Origin of the sequence: Cerasibacillus sp. (assembly GCF_036516575.1) — a bacterium.
Taxonomy (GTDB): domain Bacteria; phylum Bacillota; class Bacilli; order Bacillales; family Amphibacillaceae; genus Cerasibacillus.
Window position 1 is genome coordinate 12203 of record NZ_DATBTY010000003.1, and the last position, 19446, is coordinate 31648.

Sequence of the window (19446 nt, forward strand, 5' to 3'; positions counted from 1 at the left end):
GTAAGTCAGTGCGGCTTGCTCCGGTTACCTCACTTTGAACACGTCAATGATAGATAAGTCAACCGAACCCCGCTACTTAGCTCGCTTTATGGTGTCACTTTAACACAGGTAAAAAAGTGAGCCTGGGACAGTAAAAGAACTATAAAGCATGTTTATTTCTAAAAAGTAAAAGCGCATGAAATCAAATGTAAAAACCTTGATTTCATGCGCTTTTTAAATTTTTATCGAGTTTCATCCCACCTCTCTTTAATGGGCAGTTGCTCTTTCGGTGTTTAACGGTTCCATATCAATCTCAAATCCGAGATCTTCCATCATTTGATAGTCGTAGTTACGTTCGGCCCCTTCAGTCGTTAAGTAATCTCCTATAAAGATGGAGTTTGCTGGGAAAAGTCCAAACGGTTGTAAACTCCGTAAATTAACTTCCCGCCCTCCAGAAATACGAATCTCCTTCGTTGGATTAATAAAACGGAAAAGACAGAGTACTTTCAAACAATAACGTGGATCGAGCTCATTTGTACCTTCTAATGGTGTTCCATCAATGGCATGCAAGAAGTTTACTGGTATGGAATCAGCGTCCATCACTTTCAAACTCCGAGCCATATCGATGACATCTGCTTTCTTTTCCTTCATTCCGATAATGACACCAGAGCACGGTGAGATTCCCATACTTTTTGCATAATCGACCGTTCTGACGCGGTCATCATACGTATGTGATGTCGTAATGTTCTCGTGATTGTTCTTTGATGTATTAATATTATGGTTGTAGCGATCGACTCCTGCCTCTTTTAAGCGCTCAGCCTGTCCTGGTTTTAAAATTCCTAAACAAGCACAAACAGTCATATCTGCATGCTTATCTTTAATTTCTTTTACAGAGTCAACAACAACATCTAATTCATGATGTGTTGGACCTCTTCCACTCATCACGATACAATATGTGCCAACATTTAAGTCTTTGGCACGCTGTGCACCAGCGACAATTTCATTCTGATCAAGAAGTGGGTATTTCTCAATCGGCGCTTTTGATACAATTGATTGTGCACAATAGCCGCAGTTTTCAGGACAAAGCCCTGATTTTGTATTAATGATCATATTTAATTTTACTTTATTGCCGAAATAATGTTTACGTACTTGATAAGCTGCATGAAGAAGTGGTAACAGATCTTCATCTGGACTATCCAAAACCGATAATGCTTCTGCATCCGTTATTTCTTCTCCATTAAGCACTTTGTCCGCTAATTGGCCATATACATTCATTATTTTCCACTCCTATTCTGCGACGTTTTATTAATGATATGTCGCATCCGATAACCAAACACACCCGCGAAGATAGCAAGAATAATATCTTTTGGTAGTGGAGCCATCATCCAAAGCCAAGCTAACTTATATGTAAATTCAGGTGGTGCAACTGCCCAAATTTGATAAGCAAAGTACATCCAATTCGTTCCAAAAATATAAATAATCACTGTCGCAATGAGCGCCGCTGTAATATAGGCCGTGCGGCTACTGTATACTTCAACGATTTTACCGGTTAAATATGCTGTAAAAATAAATGCGATAATAAATCCAAACGTCGGGCTCATCAACTGAGCAAATCCTCCTGTAAAACGTGCAAAAACAGGCGCACCAGCTAAGCCGACAAAGGCATATACCGCCATTGAAATAGCACCTAAGCGACTACCTAAAATAACACCTGCTAATATCGCAAAAAATGCTTGAAGTGTAATCGGCACTCCTCCAACAACCATAAATGGCGCAAATGATGTAATATTAGCACCAATCATCATGAGCGCTGAGAACATCCCAATGTAAGCGATGTCTAATGCTCTAAAACGACTTTTCGTTCCTACTGTTGTAGAATTCAAATTAATCACCCCATTGTTTCTATTTCTTATAGAATAAATGATATTCTCACCGTTTGTCAACCTGACATTTTATTGGTTAACATATAATGAGTGACAAAAAAAGAGACTTGTTTCTCATAGTCTCTTTAAAAAAATAAATATGTTATTTCTGTAAAATACAGCGGCCACGCCCATGAGGTATACAAAGGGGAGTCCCAAATGTTGTTAAAGCAGGAAATATTCATAAAGTTAACGATAACATTTGGAATACAGCAGGTGGCGTAATCGCTGCTAATTTAATGCTAGACGATTTAGAGAAAATCATGGATAAACAATAACTGCTAAATAAAACGCCCATCACAGCATGACATGTGGTGGGCGTTTTTAAAGTTAATTCATCACTTTACAAATATCATTGGAAAATTCGACTGGATCTTTAATTGGCATACCTTCGATGAGTAAGGCTTGGTTATATAATAAGTTAGTATATAGAGCGAATTTTTCTTTATCCTTTTCAAATGAGCTCTTTAATGATCGGTATACATCATGATCGGGGTTAATTTCGAGTATCTTTTCTGCTTCAATTTGTTGATTATTTGGCATGGCATTGAGAACTTTTTCCATTTCTAATGAAATATCCCCATCAGCAGCCAAGCAAACAGGATGTGTTTTTAATCGTTTAGACACACGGACATCTTTTACTTTTCCATCAAGGATTTTCTTCATTTCAGCGAAGAGGTCTTTGTTTTCATCTGCTTCTTGTTTGGCTTTCTTATCTTCCTCTTCCATATCAATGCCTAAATCACCACTTGATACTGAGCGGAATTCTTTTTCTTTATATGTTGCGAGCATCTTGATGGCAAATTCATCAACTTCATCTGTGAAATATAAAATTTCATACCCTTTATCGGCAACTAATTCCGTTTGTGGGAGCTTTTCAATACGCTCGTTTGATTCACCAGTCGCATAGTAAATATACTTCTGATCTTCTGGCATTCTTTCCACATATTCTTCTAAGCTAACCAATTTCTTCTCAGTTGACGAATAGAATAATAGCAAATCTTGTAATGTCTCTTTATGAGCACCAAAATCGCTATAGACCCCGTATTTCAATTGACGACCAAAAGCGTCATAGAACTTTTCATATGTCTCGCGATCATTACGTAACATCTTTAATAATTCCCGTTTAATTCGGCGCGTGATATTCTTTTCAATTAACTTTAATTGGCGATCATGTTGTAACATTTCTCGGGATATATTTAATGATAAATCTTTTGAATCGACCATCCCTTTAACAAAACTAAAGTAATCTGGGATTAGGTCCCCGTTCTTGTCCATGATTAAGACACTATTGGCATAAAGTTCAAGGCCTTTTTCATACTCAGCTGTATAGTAATCGAACGGCGTTGTTTCTGGAATGTAAAGAATCGCATCATAGCGAATCGTTCCATCAGCTTTAATATGGATATGTTTTAAAGGTTTATCAAAGCCATAGCGTTTTTCATTATAGAAATTTACGTAGTCCTCGTCTGTTAATTCATTTTGATTTTTTCGCCAAATGGGTACCATGCTATTGATCGTTTCTTCTTCAGTATACTCAACATATTCATCACTGTCGTCATCTTTTGGCTTACTTTTCGTTACATCCATCTTAATAGGGTAGCGAATAAAATCAGAGTACTTCTTCACAATGTCCTTTATGCGATATTCCTCAAGAAATTGGTCATAATCTTCTTCGTCTTGATTTTCTTTAAGTTCTAAAATAATTTCTGTTCCGACAGCCTCTTTTTCACAAGGTTCAATTGTATATCCATCCGCACCAGAAGATTCCCATTTATAAGCCTCATCACTACCTAATGCACGGCTCTTAACCGTGACAACATCTGCAACCATAAAAGCAGCATAAAACCCTACCCCAAATTGACCAATAATATCATATTCATCATCGATTTCATTAGCCTTTTTAAATGATAGGGAACCACTTTTAGCTATCGTACCAAGGTTTGTTTCAAGCTCTTCTTTGGTCATACCTATCCCTGTGTCGATTATGCTCAATGTCCGATTTTCTTTATCGGCTTCTAATTTTATGTAGTATTTAGAGCGATCGAATGTTAAAGTGTCATCTGTTAACGTTTTATAGTAAATTTTATCAATGGCATCACTCGCATTAGAGATTAATTCGCGAAGAAAAACTTCCTTTTGCGAGTAAATGGAGTTAATCATCATTTCTAATAGACGTTTTGACTCGGCTTGGAATTGCTTTTTTGTCATTATATTCCTTCCCTTCAACGTTTAGTATGTTTATATTAGCACTCTCATGTAAAGAGTGATAATCCCATTATTTTTTTATCATATCTCGCGAAGCGTGTCAAAGGAAGTGTCTCTTCATCGTGTTAGAAAAACTTCATTATTTTAAGCAAGTCATTCATTTTTATGTTAAAATAAATTAAATAACTACGTAATGTAAAGTCACACTTGAACTACTCACCACATAACACCTTTTCGGGTTGTTTGATGTGGGAGATTCCTTTTTTAATTGTGTTAATTCAGCCGAACAAGAATGGTAAGTTAATCCTTTGCCAGTTTCTTTGTATGTATCGTTCCATTTCCCTAAAAAGTGATTAAATACAAAACGACTACATCCGATTGTTTTAGCAATTAAGATTTCCTGTTCTTTGGTTCGATAGATACGGAATTTGTACGCTTTGTTGACTAACATTGTTTTCACCTTACTTTGACCTTGACTTTCAATGTACTCTTCAACGACGTTGAGTGGAGCTTCACCAGTCGTGAGTAAGCAAAAACTTCTCGACCAAAACATTTCTTTCCATAACTTTTTTCTTATTTATGGGAAGTCACGTTTTATCAAACGAGAACTTGCACTTTAATAAGCGTTGATAACAACATTAGCCTTTCTCTTATATAAGACTGATTATATCAACAAGGTATAAAGCGGACAACAAAACGTCTTTAGGCTATCGCCTAATCGACATTCATCTCCCCCTTATCGTTGGGCTAAAGCCCTTCGCACCATGGAAGAGGGAGGATTCTGTCGAAATGCAGATAAATATTTATAACATTTTTTCTATTATTATTGGAGGTCTATTTCGTTATGGAATATCCTATATTATCGGAATGTCCGGTATGTAGCGGAACATTAATCGCCACAAAATTAAAATGTAACACATGTCAAACGACGGTCGAAAATGCATTTACCTTATCAAAGTTCTCTTTACTGGATGAAGAGCAACTACGTTTTATTGAAGCCTTCCTCGTTAATCGTGGGAATATTAAAGTCGTTGAAAAAGAATTAGGCATTTCATATCCCACTGTTCGAAACAAACTTAAAAACATTATTTCAATTCTTGGTTATGAAATAAATACGCCAAGTGATGTTAGTAAAGAAAAAGTTGTTTCAATGCTCGAAAAGGGCGAAATCTCTCCAGATGAAGCCATCGAATTATTGAAAGAATAGGAATTGATTTTTATAGACTTTTCAACCCTGAGACAGTATGATATATAGTATATATGCTCGGTGCTGAGCGTCCATCCAATCCACATCACAACATAACCAGATATCGAGCATATATGTTGGAAAAGAAGTATCCTCGGATCCATAATCTATGACATATCGTATCATACATAAATACTTTTTTGTAATATTTTCCGAAATATCCGAATATACATGTATTGATACAAAAATAGGTTTAGGAGGGATGACATGAGGAAAAGATTATGGATACGTTGGCTGTCAGGTTTTATGGCTTTGGTACTAGGCTTTTCCAGTTTTTTCATAGCTTCTACCCCTGTTTCTGCATCTAGTAATCACATCAAAGAAGAGCAAGCATTCGTTGACGAGACTGCTGAAGACTTTGAATTTCTATTTGAAGAGGCTTCAAAGAATGTTAACGGAGTGTATGTCGATATAGACAAAGAAGCAATTGGCGAACGGTTTGGATATCAAAACGTAGAAAAAGTCGTTGCTTTCATTGAATTTGTCAATCAAAACAGTATCGAAGTAACCCCAAATGATTTCTCACATAGAATTGGTCTTCCTAATCATTTAAGCAACATTTCATACGAAAGTGGATATAATGATATTGAACTGAACAGCTACTTTGGTTGTATTAAGAATGAATTTGCCAAAGCATATGGTAGTGTCATAAAAGCATTCTTCACTGGAGCAATCTTAAACTATATTAAGAACAAACAATATCAAAAGGCAGCAAAACTTCTCGTCAAAGCTGCAGCCCGAGCAGGACTTCGTCTGAGTGTAGCAGTCTTAATTGTAGAAATGGGATGGTTCGCGACCAAATGTGCATTTAAACGTTAAATGAATCGGAATAGATAAGGTGGTGAATGTGTGAAAGATTCGCTTCAATACTTTGTATTAACACTCATTATCTGTGGTCTGAGCATTTTTATCAACAACGTATTCGAGGAATTCTTTGGCTATAACTTAGTCATCGGTGTCATTGTTACAGTCAGCATAGCTGTAGGTATCTACTCCATTTATAAACTTGCCATAAGAATAGATAAAAAGAAGGGAAATATAACTAATTAAGAGTAGCGTCATGCTACTCTTTTTTATTTGGCTTCATCTGTTGATGATAGTGAGCGGAAAACAAAGTAAAAGTATAGAGATCCGATGAGATACAAACCGGCTGTTATTGTAAAGACGTGTGCATAACCCCAGTAGGATCCATAGCGTAAAACGATTGAAGTTGAGATTGGTCCCATAAAAGCCCAACCAAGTTGAAAGACCATTTGATTAACTGAATTAGCTAATCCTTTAATCGAATCATTAACCTTTGACATGACGAGTGAGGCTTGGATTGGATTACCAGCATTCATCAAAGCCTGCCGAAATAAAAAACCAATGCTCGCTAATAAGAAATTTTGTGTGTAAGCTGTTAAAAGCAGAAATGGCAATGACAACAATTGTAATGTCACGACTGCACGAACCTCGCCTAGTTTCTTCACGACTTGTGGACCGATAAACATCGCTACCGCTGTTGCCGCTTGCCCGAGAGAAATAATGACACCTATCATCGTGTTCGATACTTCAAAACGGTCAGCAAAATAGAGGTTTAAATACGGAATAACGAGCCCACTTCCTGAGCCAATTATTAATTGCGCAACCGCAAAGAAACCAATGATTTTGAGTCCTGTTTGATTCTTCTGTACAAACTGTTTGATTGATCGACGCTTCTTTTCTGATTTCTGAACGGCTGGTTGTTCTCTCTTTTTTTCAGTCATTTTAATAATTGGAAAGAAAGCGAGCAAATAAAGAAAACTTCCAACAAATAATGTATATCGAATACTTAAAAGTTCGCTAGTCATCATTGAAAAAATATCTGTTAACAAACCGCCAACGATACTGCCTAACACGTTAGCAACCATCATCAACGCTGAATGTAAACTAAATAAATGGACACGTTGTTTTGGTGATGAGTTTTCTGCTAGCCATGGAATCGATGAAACTTGTAAAAAAGCCGTAAATAATCCCGTGGCAAATCCCGTTACCAACAAAAGCGACTGTGGCTCAACCATGCTTCGTAAAACAAGAACAATGCCTGACAAAAAAACACCGAATGCCATAACTTTTTTCCGACCGAGCCGATCACTTAGAATCCCTGCTGGCACTAGAATGATTGCCGTCGCTAATGCGGTCAACGAAATGATTTGACCGTTAACATCTTGAGTTAAGCCAAGAGCACGAATATAGAAATTATAAATAACCATGAACATGCCAAGGCCAATTTGAGAAAAGACATTGGCCCAGATCGCTAATTTCACATTTTTATTATATGACTTAAACTGTCGTGCCCATTCATGAATGAACGTCAAGTTAATTCCCTGCCTTTAAATATTGAAGTGAGAGTAAATCATTTTTTTGTTCAAAATATTATTTCGATACCCTAAATATATTAGACTTAATTTGTGAAAATGTAAATAAATACGATCTTACAGATAGGAATAATTATTTCATATGTTTTAATAGGAGGGGAGAATCTAAAACGTCTATTAACTAAAGCAGCCAACACATTCTGACCAATATTACTAGAGTGGTAGGAAAACCTCGCTCTTAATCATTGACTGATTCTACGTAATGCAAAAACATTGGACATTTCAATTAGATCTAACCGCATTATCTGGGAGTGACTTATGGCATATGGGGCACTTCTATGTGATATAACTGAAACGATACTGATGAACTCTTAGCGCATTGAAATACTCACTTCATTGCTCAGCCTCCCATAAACCTAAAAAAAAAGCATCCAATAAGTCACTATGGCTTATTGGACGCTCATACTATTCTTGTCTTTTTTCTTCTTCTAAGAATTTAACAAAGTGATGCATCATATTAATGGGTTGTTCTTTGATTAACCGAATATATCGATTTTGCGAGCTTTGTGAAACGATTTCACTTTTTTTAATTCGTTTAATCATATAATCTGTACTTAACTTATGAATCTCTCTTTTTTGATGTTTGGCTTCTTTCGACAAAGCCAATCCAAAGGCTCCAATCGCCGCAAAGAGAATCAGTGTAAATGTGTTACGATACTCTTCAGGGAGGATGAATAATAGAAAGACAAGGTTTACAACAGAAATAATAATAAGCGGGAATGACCATAATGTATATTTCGATGCTTTTTTCGCTACAGGTCCAATGATTCTTTGTAGTTGTTCAATTTCCCTTCTAATAAAACTTGGCATTTTTGTCATAAATACGTTCATGTCATCACTTCCCTTCTATCTATTTTACGCTAACTATAGTAAACTATGACTTTATAAGTTCACTCACCTATTATTCCCTAATGAACACATAAATATTCTCCATTTTGAGTAAAAAACGAGATCTTTACACAAGTGGCAAAGGTCTCGTGATATCACATTTAAAACCCTCATTTTATACCTTTATTGTATCATACTCATTTTGTCAAGTACAAAGAATGCATCACACCATTTGTTATACATTTTGAAAGAACAAACGAATGACATCGGCTCCACCAATAATTGTACCAAGGGAACTACCTAAGTTTGCAAGAACCACGACAAGAAGAACACGCGTGACTTTATTATTCCAAAATCCCTTTATACTGAAAACATCTTCGGATAGATTTTCAAAATCATTCACATTCGGACGTCTAAAGTATGCTTGCACAAATCCTGCAAACCAACCGGCCGCTAATAGCGGATTTAGCGATGTTAATGGTGCCGCAATAAAAGCCGTTAAAATAGCAAGCGGATGACCGAATGCAAGGGCGGTACCAACCGCCGATAAAGACCCATTCCATAAAACCCAGCTAAGTGTTTGTTGCCAACCAGCTGATGGGTTCGCTAAAAATGTGTAAACGATAATACCTAATATGATGATTGGAATCGACCAACCGATGATTTTAGGTATGTTTGATTTAGGTGGAATCTTTGTTAATTGTTCAAGGTCATGTTCTTGACGGATTTCTTTCGTAATACCCGGTACATGTGCTGCGCCGAGAACAGCTACGACTTTGTTACCGGGAGCATCTTTTATTTTTTGTGCTAAATATTGGTCACGTTCATCGATTAATGGCTCTTTTAAACGAGGGAAGTTTTCCGTAAAATCCTCAAGCATCGAATCAATCATATCTCGTGACTTCATCTTTTCCAATTCTTCCTCAGAAATCGTTTCCTTACTGAAAATACCTGCAATCACTTGTGTAAGAAGTAATGCTTTACCTTTCCATCCTAAATTACGCCAAATACGATTAAACGTGATTTGGATATTTCGATCCGCTAGGACAAGTTCAGCATCTATCTTTTCTGCAGATTCAATCCCCTGAATCATTTCTTGACCTGGGCTAATTCCGAATTGTTTAGCTACTCGACGCTGAAAAGAAGAGATCGCTAAATTCATTAATAATAATGTAGCTTTTTTATCTCTTATAATCTGGAAAATATCCATCTCTTTCCACTTGTTTTTATTAGTAATCGATTGATAGCGCTGCTCATCTAATTCAACGCAAACGGAATCTGGCTGTTCTTCTTCAATGACTTCTTTCACTTGTTCCGCGCTTTGTTTAGACACATGAGCGGTTCCAATTAAAATATATTCTTTATCATCTAGGTGAATCCTAGTAATGTTCTCATTCACAATCAAATACTCCTTCATAGAAAGTCTTATCACTTATACTATCATAAATGCAGAGGAATGGATGATTTTTTAATAAAAAATCAGTCAAGTTTTCAGATTTATTTATTATAAAGGACTTTTATTTAAATGATGTTACACAACGCTTTCTTCCATCATCAAAAATAACTACTATTCATTTTAAAAGCCTTATAATATGGAAAGAAGGGAGAGAATGAATGATGAAGCGTCTTATATTTATGTTCATTGGATTATTTTTTGTATTTACCGTCCTTACTGCTTGTGGGGGTGGCGCTAAAGAAAAAGATGTACAAGCCGACTCAGAGTTTAATGGTGACAATCCAGTCGCCACCATTACAATGGAAGACGGCGGAAAAATTGTGATGGAGTTGTATCCTGAAGTTGCTTCGAATACCGTCCATAACTTTATTTCACTCGTTGAGAATAAGTTCTATGATGGATTGATTTTCCACCGCGTTATTCCAGGCTTCATGATCCAAGGCGGAGATCCTAATGGAAATGGGACTGGTGGACCAGGCTATGCAATTGAAGGAGAATTTTCATCGAATGGTTTCGAAAATGAGCTCGAGCATGTACGTGGTGTTGTATCGATGGCACGTAGCACTCATCCGGATTCAGCCGGGTCACAATTCTTTATTATGACTGATAACGCAACACATCTTGATGGAGAATATGCCGCTTTTGGTAAAGTCATTGATGGTATGGATGTTGTTGATCAGATTGTTCAAGCGGAGCGGGATGAAATGGATAAACCATTTGAGGATCAAAAGATAAAAACCATCACAATCGATAAAAAGGGAAATACATTCCCGGAACCGAAGAAGAAATAATCAGGTAGGTATGTTATTAGCTTCAATACGTCCCGATACCTTATGACTTTATGAGATTAGAGCACATTGAAGGGTCTAATGTGCTCTGTCCTATAATTCCTACATGATTTAAGATGGTTTTGAAAGACCCAATACGACCGCATTTTATCAAAATAGAGTGCTATACCTTTTACGATAAAGCCGTTCGCATCACCGTTTTTCCATTGTATGTAAAACGGAGTGGTCTCTCTTCTAGATATGTTTCTAGATGAATAACTCTTCCCCACAACTGATAAATATAGGGTAGCACATTTTCTAAATAAGGAATATCGAGTTCAGTGCCTTCGTAACGATGCTTTAAGTAGAGCTCTCCATTCCGTAAATAATCGCCATCCTCTACTGTGATATACGGAAAACCACCATTCACACGTAAAGAAACTAATTGGTTACGAATATTCTCATAGTCTTTATCTGTGATTTGATATACGGACCCTTGCTTTTCAAATAAATAGAGATCCTCCTTCTGAACTAACTCCTTCGTTAAATAATTACGAATAAATGATATGTCTGATTCTAATTCACGCACTTCAAATATTTTGTCACGTCCGGAATTGGGTTGAACGCCATATGCTATCATCTCTTTAGTTGGATGATTGTAACGCTGCTCTATGTCTTCAAATATTTTCAAGCCTAAATAATATGGGTTCACATGTGTTTTCGATGGCTGAATCACATTCGCATTTAATTTAGCAAACTCCACTGTTTCAGCTGGACTCAGATCCATCTCACGCAAAATCCGTTGATGCCAATATGATGCCCATCCTTCATTCATGATTTTCGTTTCCAGTTGTGGCCAAAAATAAAGCATTTCTTCACGCATCATCGTTAAAATATCTCGTTGCCAATCTGTCAATTCTTGGCTATGCTCAATAAGAAAAAGTAACAGGTCCTTCTCTGGACGTTTAGGAATTTTTCTTCGCCCATCACCTAATTTAGTAGTTTTATTTTGTCTTGGCTCATTCAAGTACCATAAATCATCATAAGGTGTTGCTCGTATATGATCTTGCTGTCCTTCCTCTTCATCATCTAATGACGTGCGCACAAGCGAAGGGTCAATATGTTCCTGAACCGCTAACACTGCATCTAAAAATTCCTCTACGACATCATAACCATATACATGCTCATAATGGGCAATTCGTTCAGCTGTTGCCGTCATACTATCGACCATATCTCGCCTCGTATTGGAAAAACGAACATTATTTTTAAAAAAGTCAGAGTGCGCCAACACATGTGCGACAATCATCTTATTTTGGATCAATGTATTCGTATCCAATAAAAAGGCATAGCATGGATTCGAATTAATGACGAGTTCATATATTTGACTAAGTCCTAAATCATACTGCAATTTCATTTTATGAAATTGTTTGCCAAAACTCCAATGAGTAAACCGGGTCGGCATCCCGTATGCCCCAAATGTATAAATAATGTCTGCTGGACAAATTTCATAACGCATCGGAAAGAAATCAAGCCCAAATCCTTTTGCAATTTCCGTAATATCATGAATAGCACGTTCTAAATCCTTCATAAAAGACAATCCCTCCATTTGTTCTTTATACAGCTTATGAAAGATGTCTTGAATTTTGAACTGCCAAAGTATGATTTTAAATCAATCGGAGAAACTAAAATAAAATAATGAGCTAAAGGAGAATTGATATTGGCCTCTCCCTTTATATCTATCGAAGAATTTCATGACGTATTACAAAATTGGGCAGGAAACGAAATTCGCATTGAAAAAATCGAAACAAACCAGCATAATCAAGTTGATTTATTTTTACAATCGACTCATTACGAAAGAAATCTTCATAACCTTGATGATTATGAATCACGATATACCTTAAAACTGAATGGACCGGGGAGTGTTCAAGGGGAATTGATGTCGGCTACTTTACCAGAAGAAGTGTATGATATCCCTTTAGAGCCAACCACCCTCTATGAAAAAAAGGGAAATGAACTGACCATCACAAATGATCGGGCCGTATATAAGTTAATCCTAAAACAGTAAAAAACCCTCGCATGGACGAGAGGGTTTTTTACTTAGACAAGGTATGTGTAAGGAATATTCAAGGGAACTTAGAAGACAACAATTTTCGTATAGGGAGTTACGAATAATTTGGGAGAACATTCCCACACAAATTAGAATAATGTGCTTTTGTTAGTTAACTTATGTTATATTATAACATAAAACAACAATAAATATTAGGGATTTAATCTGATTTTGTGAATAAACTATGAATTTTTCATTCATAATCAGCTAGCCTCTTTCTAGCTTACTTTCATTATAAAATGTAAATAAAGCAGAATTAAGGCAGAAATAAGGAAGCACCAAATACTCTATATACATATAGATTACTGCTTGTTATTTAAGTAAAAAAGAGAAAACCTCACATCTCAAAGGTTTTCTCAAAACATATAAAAAATGAAAGTTAAATCTACAAAATACAAATGGTGAGTATGCAATTACATTTGTTTTATTATGTGATATTTTAACAAATATTAGTTAAACACCCCTTTTTTGAAATACTTCACCTACTGCAAAATAGATTGTCGCTGAAAGAAGTGCTTCATTGCATAGTACACATCTTGTTTCTCCCTTAAGACAAAGCGTTTAAACTTTGGTTCGCTTATTTCACTAAATGCACGCATTAGCGTAGAATAGCGATCATATTCATTGACTTCACCATAGCCAAATAGGTTGGAAACAGAAAGTAACTCTTTCACTAAACGGATACTCTCCTGATTGTCGGAATAGAAATTTTCCCCATCTGAAAAATGAAACGGATAAATATTATAACGTGTTGGTGAATATTTCTGATTGATAAGTTCGAGTGCCTTTTTATATGCAGAAGAACAAATTGTTCCGCCACTTTCTCCTTTCGAAAAAAAATCTTCTTCAGAAACGACCTTTGCTTCCGTATGATGAGAAATGAAGACAATATCAACCGCTTCATACTTCGAACGCAAAAATCGGGTCGTCCAAAAGAAAAAGCTTCGCGCTAAATATTTTGCAAATGTCCCCATTGATGCGCTCGTATCCATCATAGCTAAGACAACGGCATTGGATTCAGGTTTTGTCACTTCTGTCCATGTCTTAAAACGAAGATCTTCCTCATAAATCGGAGCAATTGTTGGTTCTCCTTTTGACGCATTTCGTTTTAAGGCAGATAAAATCGTTCGTTTCTTATCCAAATTACCCATTAAACCTGTTTTTCGTACGTCATTGAATTCAATGCTTTCAACTGATAACTGTTCTTCATCTTTTTCCTGTAAATGTGGTAATTCAAGTTCACTGAACAACGCTTCTTCTAGCTCAGCGATTGACACGTCTGCTTCACTATAATCGACACCAGGCTGATTTCCACCTTTTTCGCTAGCTTTCCCACTATCTTTCGAGTCACCATCAGATGCACGCGCAATCACATCACCTTGTTTACTCGTTCCATCTCCTTGCCCAACGTGTTTTGTTTTCTCATGGTTATAACGGATCTTATATTCATCAAGTGAGCGAATCGGTACTTTAATCACTTCTTTGCCATTCGACATAATAATGCTTTCCTCTGTAATTAAATCTGGTAAGTCATTCCGAATCGCTTCATTTACCTTTTCCATGTGACGTTCTTGGTCACGAAATCCTTTACGATGGAGAGACCAGTCTTCCTTAGAAACAACATAATTTCGACCCTTGTTTTCCACTACTTCCCCACCTTTCTCCTTCTTTACTTTACAATATGCGGGGAATGGTGGGAATTTTACATCAATAACGGATTTATTCGTTTCAATCACGATTACTTCTTATACAACACAACATTATAATATCCTTTATAATCATCTTTACCTTTTATGTCTTTATCAAAGTAAATAAACTCTACATACGTTTCACTGTTCGGTGAATCAACAATATCAATTTCTTCAATAGTTACCAATTTCTCCTTATGAAAGAATTTAATTGTCTTATCTTTTAATGAAAACGTTTCTATATGATTTCTTTTTACTTTTTTAACGTCTAACTGAGCGATATAACTGCCCAATTGATTTTCTTCCCAAACTTCAATTTTCTTTTTTAAGATTGATTCTTCGACGTAAATGTGACCGAAAACAAGGGTAACTACTGCTAACACGCATAAGGGAATCGTTAATACAAAGCGCATCTTACCTTTTATATATAATATAAAAATAAGAATAACAGAAAGTGCAACTAAAAATACGAGTCTCATATCCCCAGTATTTAATAAAAACTCGTAAAATTCAGGATATGACGATTCGACGTCTTTTAAATTGATTGAATCACCATTAAGATGATAGTATTTATTAATAAAAACGGATTGCCTCATACTTTTTATCCCCTCATATAGGAAATATTTTACAAAAATGAAAGCAGACCAATAAAAAATGGATCTGCTTCCCTAGAAATATGATTCTTGATAATTTATTGATAAATCATTTATACATAAATTGCTCAGTCAAATAGCGACCCAACCTTGCTTTATCGCTTTTAACACAGCTCCTGTTCGATGTTCGACATTCATTTTTTGCATTAAATTATAAACGTGGTTTTTTACGGTCACTTCTTTTATGGCTAGTGCCTGTGCAATTTCACTATTTGTTTTACCATCAATAATGAGTTCTAAAACTTCCCTTTCACGCCTACTTAATATAGGTGATGCCATGTGTGATTCTACTTCCTCTTTCTCACCATTATTCAAATATTTATCTTGATAATCGTAAATAACATTTTTTAAAATGTCGTCATTAAAATAGAAATTTCCATCATAGACATGCTGAATAGCTTCAAGTAAGGCAGAGAATCCCATCGTCTTTAATACATAACCTTTAACACCAGCACGAATGGAATATACGGCATATATATCCTCTGTTTCTTCTGTTAATACAATAATATTTAGATTTGGATTCTTCTCAACCATTCGCTTAATCGAATGGATACTATAAATTGGTTTATCACCAATTTCCACAAGCAAAATATCAAATGGCTCTCTTTCTTCCTTTTTATATAAATCATTTAACTGTTCGAAAGTAGGTGCATATGCAACAAGCTTTGGTGACCCAATGGTATCAAATAATACTTTAAGGCTGTCCCTATATAATAGGCTTTTATCAACAAGAGCAACACTTATCAAATTGTTTCCATTCTTATTATTGATATAGTTATTTTTTTGCTGCATGTTTAATCACTCCATTAAAAATAATATATTATTAGACTTCTGTTATAGTTACTTTCTTTTTATAAAAGGGGTTGTAATAAATATGATTCCTAAGTTTTGTTTATCCTTTTGATTAATTGCTCGTTTAATCTGTTTGTTTATCTTAGTTGTTTGATTATATGCTTCAATTTGAATCATTTTTTCGTCCATATTAAGTGCTTTTTTAAAATCAGACATATTCTTTATTGAAACGCCATTGACGCATTTAATTTCATCTCCACTCTCAATCCCTAATCGTTCAGCATAAGAGCCGCGAATGACCATTAATACTTTGAGCTTATCTTTTAGTGCAAAATAATAAGATTTCATTGTATCCGCCTTGACATACTTATGAATAAATATTCTCCCTATAATGGCAATAAATATCACTATCCATGTGAACCATGGAATAAGATAACTTACAATCGCTAAGGCCATAACTATAACCCCTAACAAGGCAATAAATTTGGCCTTCTTTTTTGCTAAAGATACTCCTTGATGTTTCTCTACAGCCTCATTCAACCCGATAAAAAAAGGAAACAGTGCTAAATTAAATGATGATAACTCAGTTGATAAGTTGATAGTTGTCTCTAGTGTTCCACTAGGAATGAAAATAATAAATGGCATAAACATCAATCTTCTAATATATAATTGATTTAGCCAAAGGCCGCGATAACTCGGGAAAATTTCTGGATATAGCTGGTTTCTCTTAACACTGTAAAAAAGAAATGCCTCCACAATTAATAGCATGCCGATTAAGATGAGCCATCCAGATACAGACTCAACTGGAAATCGACTATTATCTACTCCTAATTTTGCATATAATAAAATAATTAAAAATGAAAATCCTAACGTATAACTCGGTGATAAAAAAATATAGCTATAATTAAATGATAGAATAACTGTAATGACACTTATTAACATAACCGTTTCAAATGTTATATAAATACCGGTTAAATAAATAAATATCGACAAAATAATACTTGCTACGACAGTTATGATCCACGTATGACTTATCTCTGATAACATCGGGAATACTTTTCTTCCATAATTACTTCGTTCAGAACGTACACGTATGTAACTAGAAATCATTATTAATAAGATAAACCAATACAATAGCGGATTCAGTAAAACACTCAAAAAAGAAAATCCTTCTACATGAAACAATAGTTACACCTGCTCTTCATTAACACTCTATCTAATGGCAATAGATCTAATTGGACTAAAAGAGTAACTTTATTTACATCTATTATATTTTGCTCAACTCAACAATTTCTCTACAAAATACCAACTATACTCCCAAATTAATATGCGAGCCTTTCTTCTTAATTTAAATTATGAAAAGGGTGCTCAAATTAGAACACCCTTCATAAATTAACGATTTAATAAACTTCCTACATAACGCAATAGTTCATTTGCCGAAATAGAATGATAACCATAGTCATCAATAAGGCGAGCAATAACTTCATTTATCTTTTTTAACTGTTGTTCATCTGGTGTTTGTGTAGATGTTGTAATTTTTACAACGTCTTTTAAATCAGCGAACAGTTTCTTTTGGATGGCTTCACGGAGTCGATCATGGGAACGGTAATCAAAAGTTTGACCTTTCCTAGCATATGCGGAAATACGAATTAATATTTCTTCACGAAAAGCGCGTTTCGCGTTTTCTGAGATGCCAATTTGTTCTTCGATTGAACGCATCAGCTTTTCATCTGGTTGCATCTCTTCGCCCGTTAATGGATCTTTTAGTTTATGTCGATTACAAAATGCCTCTACATTATCTAAATAATTATCCATCAGCGTCTTAGCTGATTCTTCATAAGAGTAGACAAAAGCCTTCTGTACTTCCTTCTTCGCAATTTCGTCGTATTCTTTCCTGGCAATAGAAATATAATTTAAATACTTTTCTTTATCTTCTTTTGTAATCGATGGGTGTTGATCCAGTCCGTCTTTTAAAGAACGTAAAACATCTAATGCATTAATAGATGGTACTTCTTTACGAATAATTGCCGAAGAAATTCGGTTAATCACGTACCTTGGGTCAATCCCATCCATCCCTTCGTCAGGAAATTCTTGACGTAACTCATCTATATCAATTTGATTGTAACCTTCGACACTTTCCCCATCATAGAGACGCATTTTTTTTACGAGATCTATACCTTTTTTCTTCGTTTCCTTTAGTCTTGTTAAAATCGTAAAAATGGCCGCAACTCTTAATGCATGTGGTGCTATGTGTACATGGGCCATATCACTTTCTTTAATCATTTTTTCATAGATTCGTTCTTCTTGACTTACTTTCAAATTATATGGAATCGGCATGACAATCATTCTTGAGTGGAGAGCTTCGTTCTTTTTATTCGTAATAAATGAGCGATATTCTGCTTCGTTTGTATGTGCAACAATAAGGAGGTTAGCTGAAATAAGAGCAAATCTGCCGGCTTTAAAGTTTCCCTCTTGCGTTAATGATAATAAATGCCAGAGAAATTTTTCATCACATTTCAGCATCTCTTGAAATTCCATTAATCCACGGTTCGCCTTATTTAACTCTCCATCAAAGCGATACGCTCGTGGATCCGACTCTGAACCATATTCAGCAATAGTTGAAAAGTCAATACTTCCTGTTAAATCGGCAATATCTTGTGACTTCGGATCTGATGGGCTAAATGTTCCAATTCCTGTCCGTTTATCTTCGGAAAAGAAAATACGCTCAATCAGTACATCTTCTATCCGACCATTGTACTCCTTCTCTAAACGCATCATGTTTAAAGGGGATAAACTTCCCTCAATACGAATGCCATATTCATTGTAAAAATCATCTCTTAAATGATGCGGAATTAAATGCAGTGGATCTTCATGCATCGGACAACCCTTTATCGCGTAAATAGCGCCTTCATCTGTCCGAGAATAATGTTCCAATCCACGTTTAAGCATCGTTACAATCGTCGATTTACCACCACTAACTGGTCCCATTAACAATAATATGCGCTTTCTCACAGCTAACCGTCTTGCTGCTGGATGGAAATATTCCTCTACCAATCTCTCGATAGCATCTTCAATACCAAATATCTCGTCACCAAAGAAGTGGTACACTTTCTTTCCATCTTTTTCAGTCATACCGGCTTTTTGAATCATATGATAAACACGTGAATGAGCAGTTTGGGCAACTTGGGGATTTTGCTTCACAATGTCCAGATACTCACGAAACGTCCCTTCCCATTTCAATCGCTCTTCTTCTTCACGAAATTGTTTTACCTTTTGTAAAATGTCCATCTATCTCCCCCACCTCAGTTCATGATGTCTTATAGTGTATGCAAAAAATGACTAGAGCATGACAGGTGGATTATGTTAAGAGAAAGTATTTACTACTTGTATCAATATAGGAAATC

At 35.6% G+C, this 19446-nt stretch carries 16 protein-coding genes and 2 pseudogenes; 4 read left to right on the forward strand and 14 right to left on the reverse strand.

The genetic code is table 11. From position 1 onward, the window contains the following. Positions 1 to 246: 246 nt before the first annotated feature. The 5 genes and pseudogenes from bioB to VIG73_RS00345 form a co-directional block, all read right to left on the reverse strand. The gene (gene bioB, locus VIG73_RS00325; RefSeq protein WP_331638207.1) at positions 247 to 1254 is read right to left on the reverse strand and encodes a biotin synthase BioB; all 1008 of its coding nucleotides are present in this window, start codon (positions 1252 to 1254) and stop codon (positions 247 to 249) included. After that, positions 1254 to 1799, reverse strand: coding sequence for a biotin transporter BioY (locus tag VIG73_RS00330; protein WP_331638513.1), 546 nt, complete (start codon positions 1797 to 1799; stop codon positions 1254 to 1256). Before VIG73_RS00330 ends, bioB begins: the two co-directional genes overlap by 1 nt. Positions 1800 to 2231: 432 nt before the next feature. Next, positions 2232 to 4112, reverse strand: a complete 1881-nt coding sequence (htpG, locus tag VIG73_RS00335) for a molecular chaperone HtpG (protein ID WP_331638209.1) — start codon at positions 4110 to 4112, stop codon at positions 2232 to 2234. 253 nt (positions 4113 to 4365) lie between these two features. After that, a pseudogene (locus tag VIG73_RS00340) lies at positions 4366 to 4560 on the reverse strand (helix-turn-helix domain-containing protein); the annotation flags it as partial. Between the two features lie 15 nt (positions 4561 to 4575). Beyond that, positions 4576 to 4725, reverse strand: a pseudogene (locus VIG73_RS00345) (transposase); the annotation flags it as partial. A gap of 228 nt (positions 4726 to 4953) precedes the next feature. Between VIG73_RS00345 and VIG73_RS00350 the strand changes: the two are divergent. Continuing rightward, positions 4954 to 5316, forward strand: a complete 363-nt coding sequence (locus VIG73_RS00350; RefSeq protein WP_331638211.1) for a DUF2089 domain-containing protein — start codon at positions 4954 to 4956, stop codon at positions 5314 to 5316. Positions 5317 to 5562: 246 nt separating this feature from the next. Next, a complete protein-coding gene (locus VIG73_RS00355) occupies positions 5563 to 6174 on the forward strand; it encodes a hypothetical protein (RefSeq protein ID WP_331638213.1) in 612 nt (203 codons plus the stop codon). A gap of 254 nt (positions 6175 to 6428) precedes the next feature. On the opposite strand, the gene VIG73_RS00360 is transcribed toward VIG73_RS00355, so the two are convergent. The 3 genes from VIG73_RS00360 to VIG73_RS00370 form a co-directional block, all read right to left on the reverse strand. Beyond that, the gene (locus VIG73_RS00360; RefSeq protein WP_331638215.1) at positions 6429 to 7691 is read right to left on the reverse strand and encodes an MFS transporter; all 1263 of its coding nucleotides are present in this window, start codon (positions 7689 to 7691) and stop codon (positions 6429 to 6431) included. A gap of 465 nt (positions 7692 to 8156) precedes the next feature. After that, entirely contained in the window at positions 8157 to 8582 is a 426-nt protein-coding gene (locus VIG73_RS00365; RefSeq protein WP_331638217.1) for a DUF5392 family protein, read from the reverse strand. Positions 8583 to 8814: 232 nt separating this feature from the next. Continuing rightward, complete coding sequence (locus VIG73_RS00370) at positions 8815 to 9981, reverse strand: TraB/GumN family protein (RefSeq protein WP_331638515.1); 1167 nt, start codon at positions 9979 to 9981, stop codon at positions 8815 to 8817. Positions 9982 to 10196: 215 nt separating this feature from the next. Between VIG73_RS00370 and VIG73_RS00375 the strand changes: the two genes are divergently transcribed. After that, positions 10197 to 10826: a peptidylprolyl isomerase gene (locus VIG73_RS00375; RefSeq protein ID WP_331638219.1), complete on the forward strand. Its 630-nt coding sequence runs from the start codon at positions 10197 to 10199 to the stop codon at positions 10824 to 10826. A gap of 169 nt (positions 10827 to 10995) precedes the next feature. Here VIG73_RS00375 and VIG73_RS00380 read toward each other — a convergent pair whose 3' ends face one another. Then, positions 10996 to 12390 (reverse strand): SpoVR family protein, encoded by a 1395-nt coding sequence (locus tag VIG73_RS00380; protein WP_331638221.1) that lies wholly within the window; start codon positions 12388 to 12390, stop codon positions 10996 to 10998. A 129-nt stretch (positions 12391 to 12519) separates the two neighbouring features. Here VIG73_RS00380 and VIG73_RS00385 point away from each other — a divergent pair, with 129 nt between their 5' ends. Beyond that, on the forward strand, positions 12520 to 12867 hold the full coding sequence (locus VIG73_RS00385; protein ID WP_331638223.1) for a hypothetical protein: 348 nt from the start codon (positions 12520 to 12522) through the stop codon (positions 12865 to 12867). A gap of 524 nt (positions 12868 to 13391) precedes the next feature. Here the strand turns inward: VIG73_RS00385 and yhbH are convergent. From yhbH to VIG73_RS00410, 5 genes are all read right to left on the reverse strand, one after another. After that, complete coding sequence (yhbH, locus tag VIG73_RS00390) at positions 13392 to 14555, reverse strand: sporulation protein YhbH (RefSeq protein ID WP_331638225.1); 1164 nt, start codon at positions 14553 to 14555, stop codon at positions 13392 to 13394. A 92-nt stretch (positions 14556 to 14647) separates the two neighbouring features. After that, positions 14648 to 15193: a hypothetical protein gene (locus VIG73_RS00395; RefSeq protein ID WP_331638227.1), complete on the reverse strand. Its 546-nt coding sequence runs from the start codon at positions 15191 to 15193 to the stop codon at positions 14648 to 14650. A gap of 129 nt (positions 15194 to 15322) precedes the next feature. Continuing rightward, positions 15323 to 16042 carry a response regulator transcription factor gene (locus VIG73_RS00400; protein WP_331638229.1) on the reverse strand — a complete coding sequence of 240 codons (720 nt, stop codon included), beginning with the start codon at positions 16040 to 16042 and terminating at the stop codon, positions 15323 to 15325. Positions 16043 to 16090: 48 nt separating this feature from the next. Further along, positions 16091 to 17200, reverse strand: a complete 1110-nt coding sequence (locus tag VIG73_RS00405) for a PDZ domain-containing protein (protein ID WP_331638231.1) — start codon at positions 17198 to 17200, stop codon at positions 16091 to 16093. Between the two features lie 234 nt (positions 17201 to 17434). After that, the gene (locus VIG73_RS00410) at positions 17435 to 19330 is read right to left on the reverse strand and encodes a PrkA family serine protein kinase (RefSeq protein ID WP_331638233.1); all 1896 of its coding nucleotides are present in this window, start codon (positions 19328 to 19330) and stop codon (positions 17435 to 17437) included. Positions 19331 to 19446: the final 116 nt, after the last annotated feature.

What these genes read in the sequence shown, in the direction of transcription:
- bioB (WP_331638207.1), bottom strand. Translation starts at nt 1,254, where the DNA reads ATGAATGTATATGGCCAATTAGCGGACAAAGTGCTTAATGGAGAAGAA.
- VIG73_RS00330 (WP_331638513.1), bottom strand. Translation starts at nt 1,799, where the DNA reads ATGTTCTCAGCGCTCATGATGATTGGTGCTAATATTACATCATTTGCG.
- htpG (WP_331638209.1), bottom strand. Translation starts at nt 4,112, where the DNA reads ATGACAAAAAAGCAATTCCAAGCCGAGTCAAAACGTCTATTAGAAATG.
- VIG73_RS00350 (WP_331638211.1), top strand. Translation starts at nt 4,954, where the DNA reads ATGGAATATCCTATATTATCGGAATGTCCGGTATGTAGCGGAACATTA.
- VIG73_RS00355 (WP_331638213.1), top strand. Translation starts at nt 5,563, where the DNA reads ATGAGGAAAAGATTATGGATACGTTGGCTGTCAGGTTTTATGGCTTTG.
- VIG73_RS00365 (WP_331638217.1), bottom strand. Translation starts at nt 8,582, where the DNA reads ATGAACGTATTTATGACAAAAATGCCAAGTTTTATTAGAAGGGAAATT.
- VIG73_RS00375 (WP_331638219.1), top strand. Translation starts at nt 10,197, where the DNA reads ATGAAGCGTCTTATATTTATGTTCATTGGATTATTTTTTGTATTTACC.
- VIG73_RS00380 (WP_331638221.1), bottom strand. Translation starts at nt 12,390, where the DNA reads ATGAAGGATTTAGAACGTGCTATTCATGATATTACGGAAATTGCAAAA.
- VIG73_RS00395 (WP_331638227.1), bottom strand. Translation starts at nt 15,193, where the DNA reads ATGAGGCAATCCGTTTTTATTAATAAATACTATCATCTTAATGGTGAT.
- VIG73_RS00400 (WP_331638229.1), bottom strand. Translation starts at nt 16,042, where the DNA reads ATGCAGCAAAAAAATAACTATATCAATAATAAGAATGGAAACAATTTG.
- VIG73_RS00410 (WP_331638233.1), bottom strand. Translation starts at nt 19,330, where the DNA reads ATGGACATTTTACAAAAGGTAAAACAATTTCGTGAAGAAGAAGAGCGA.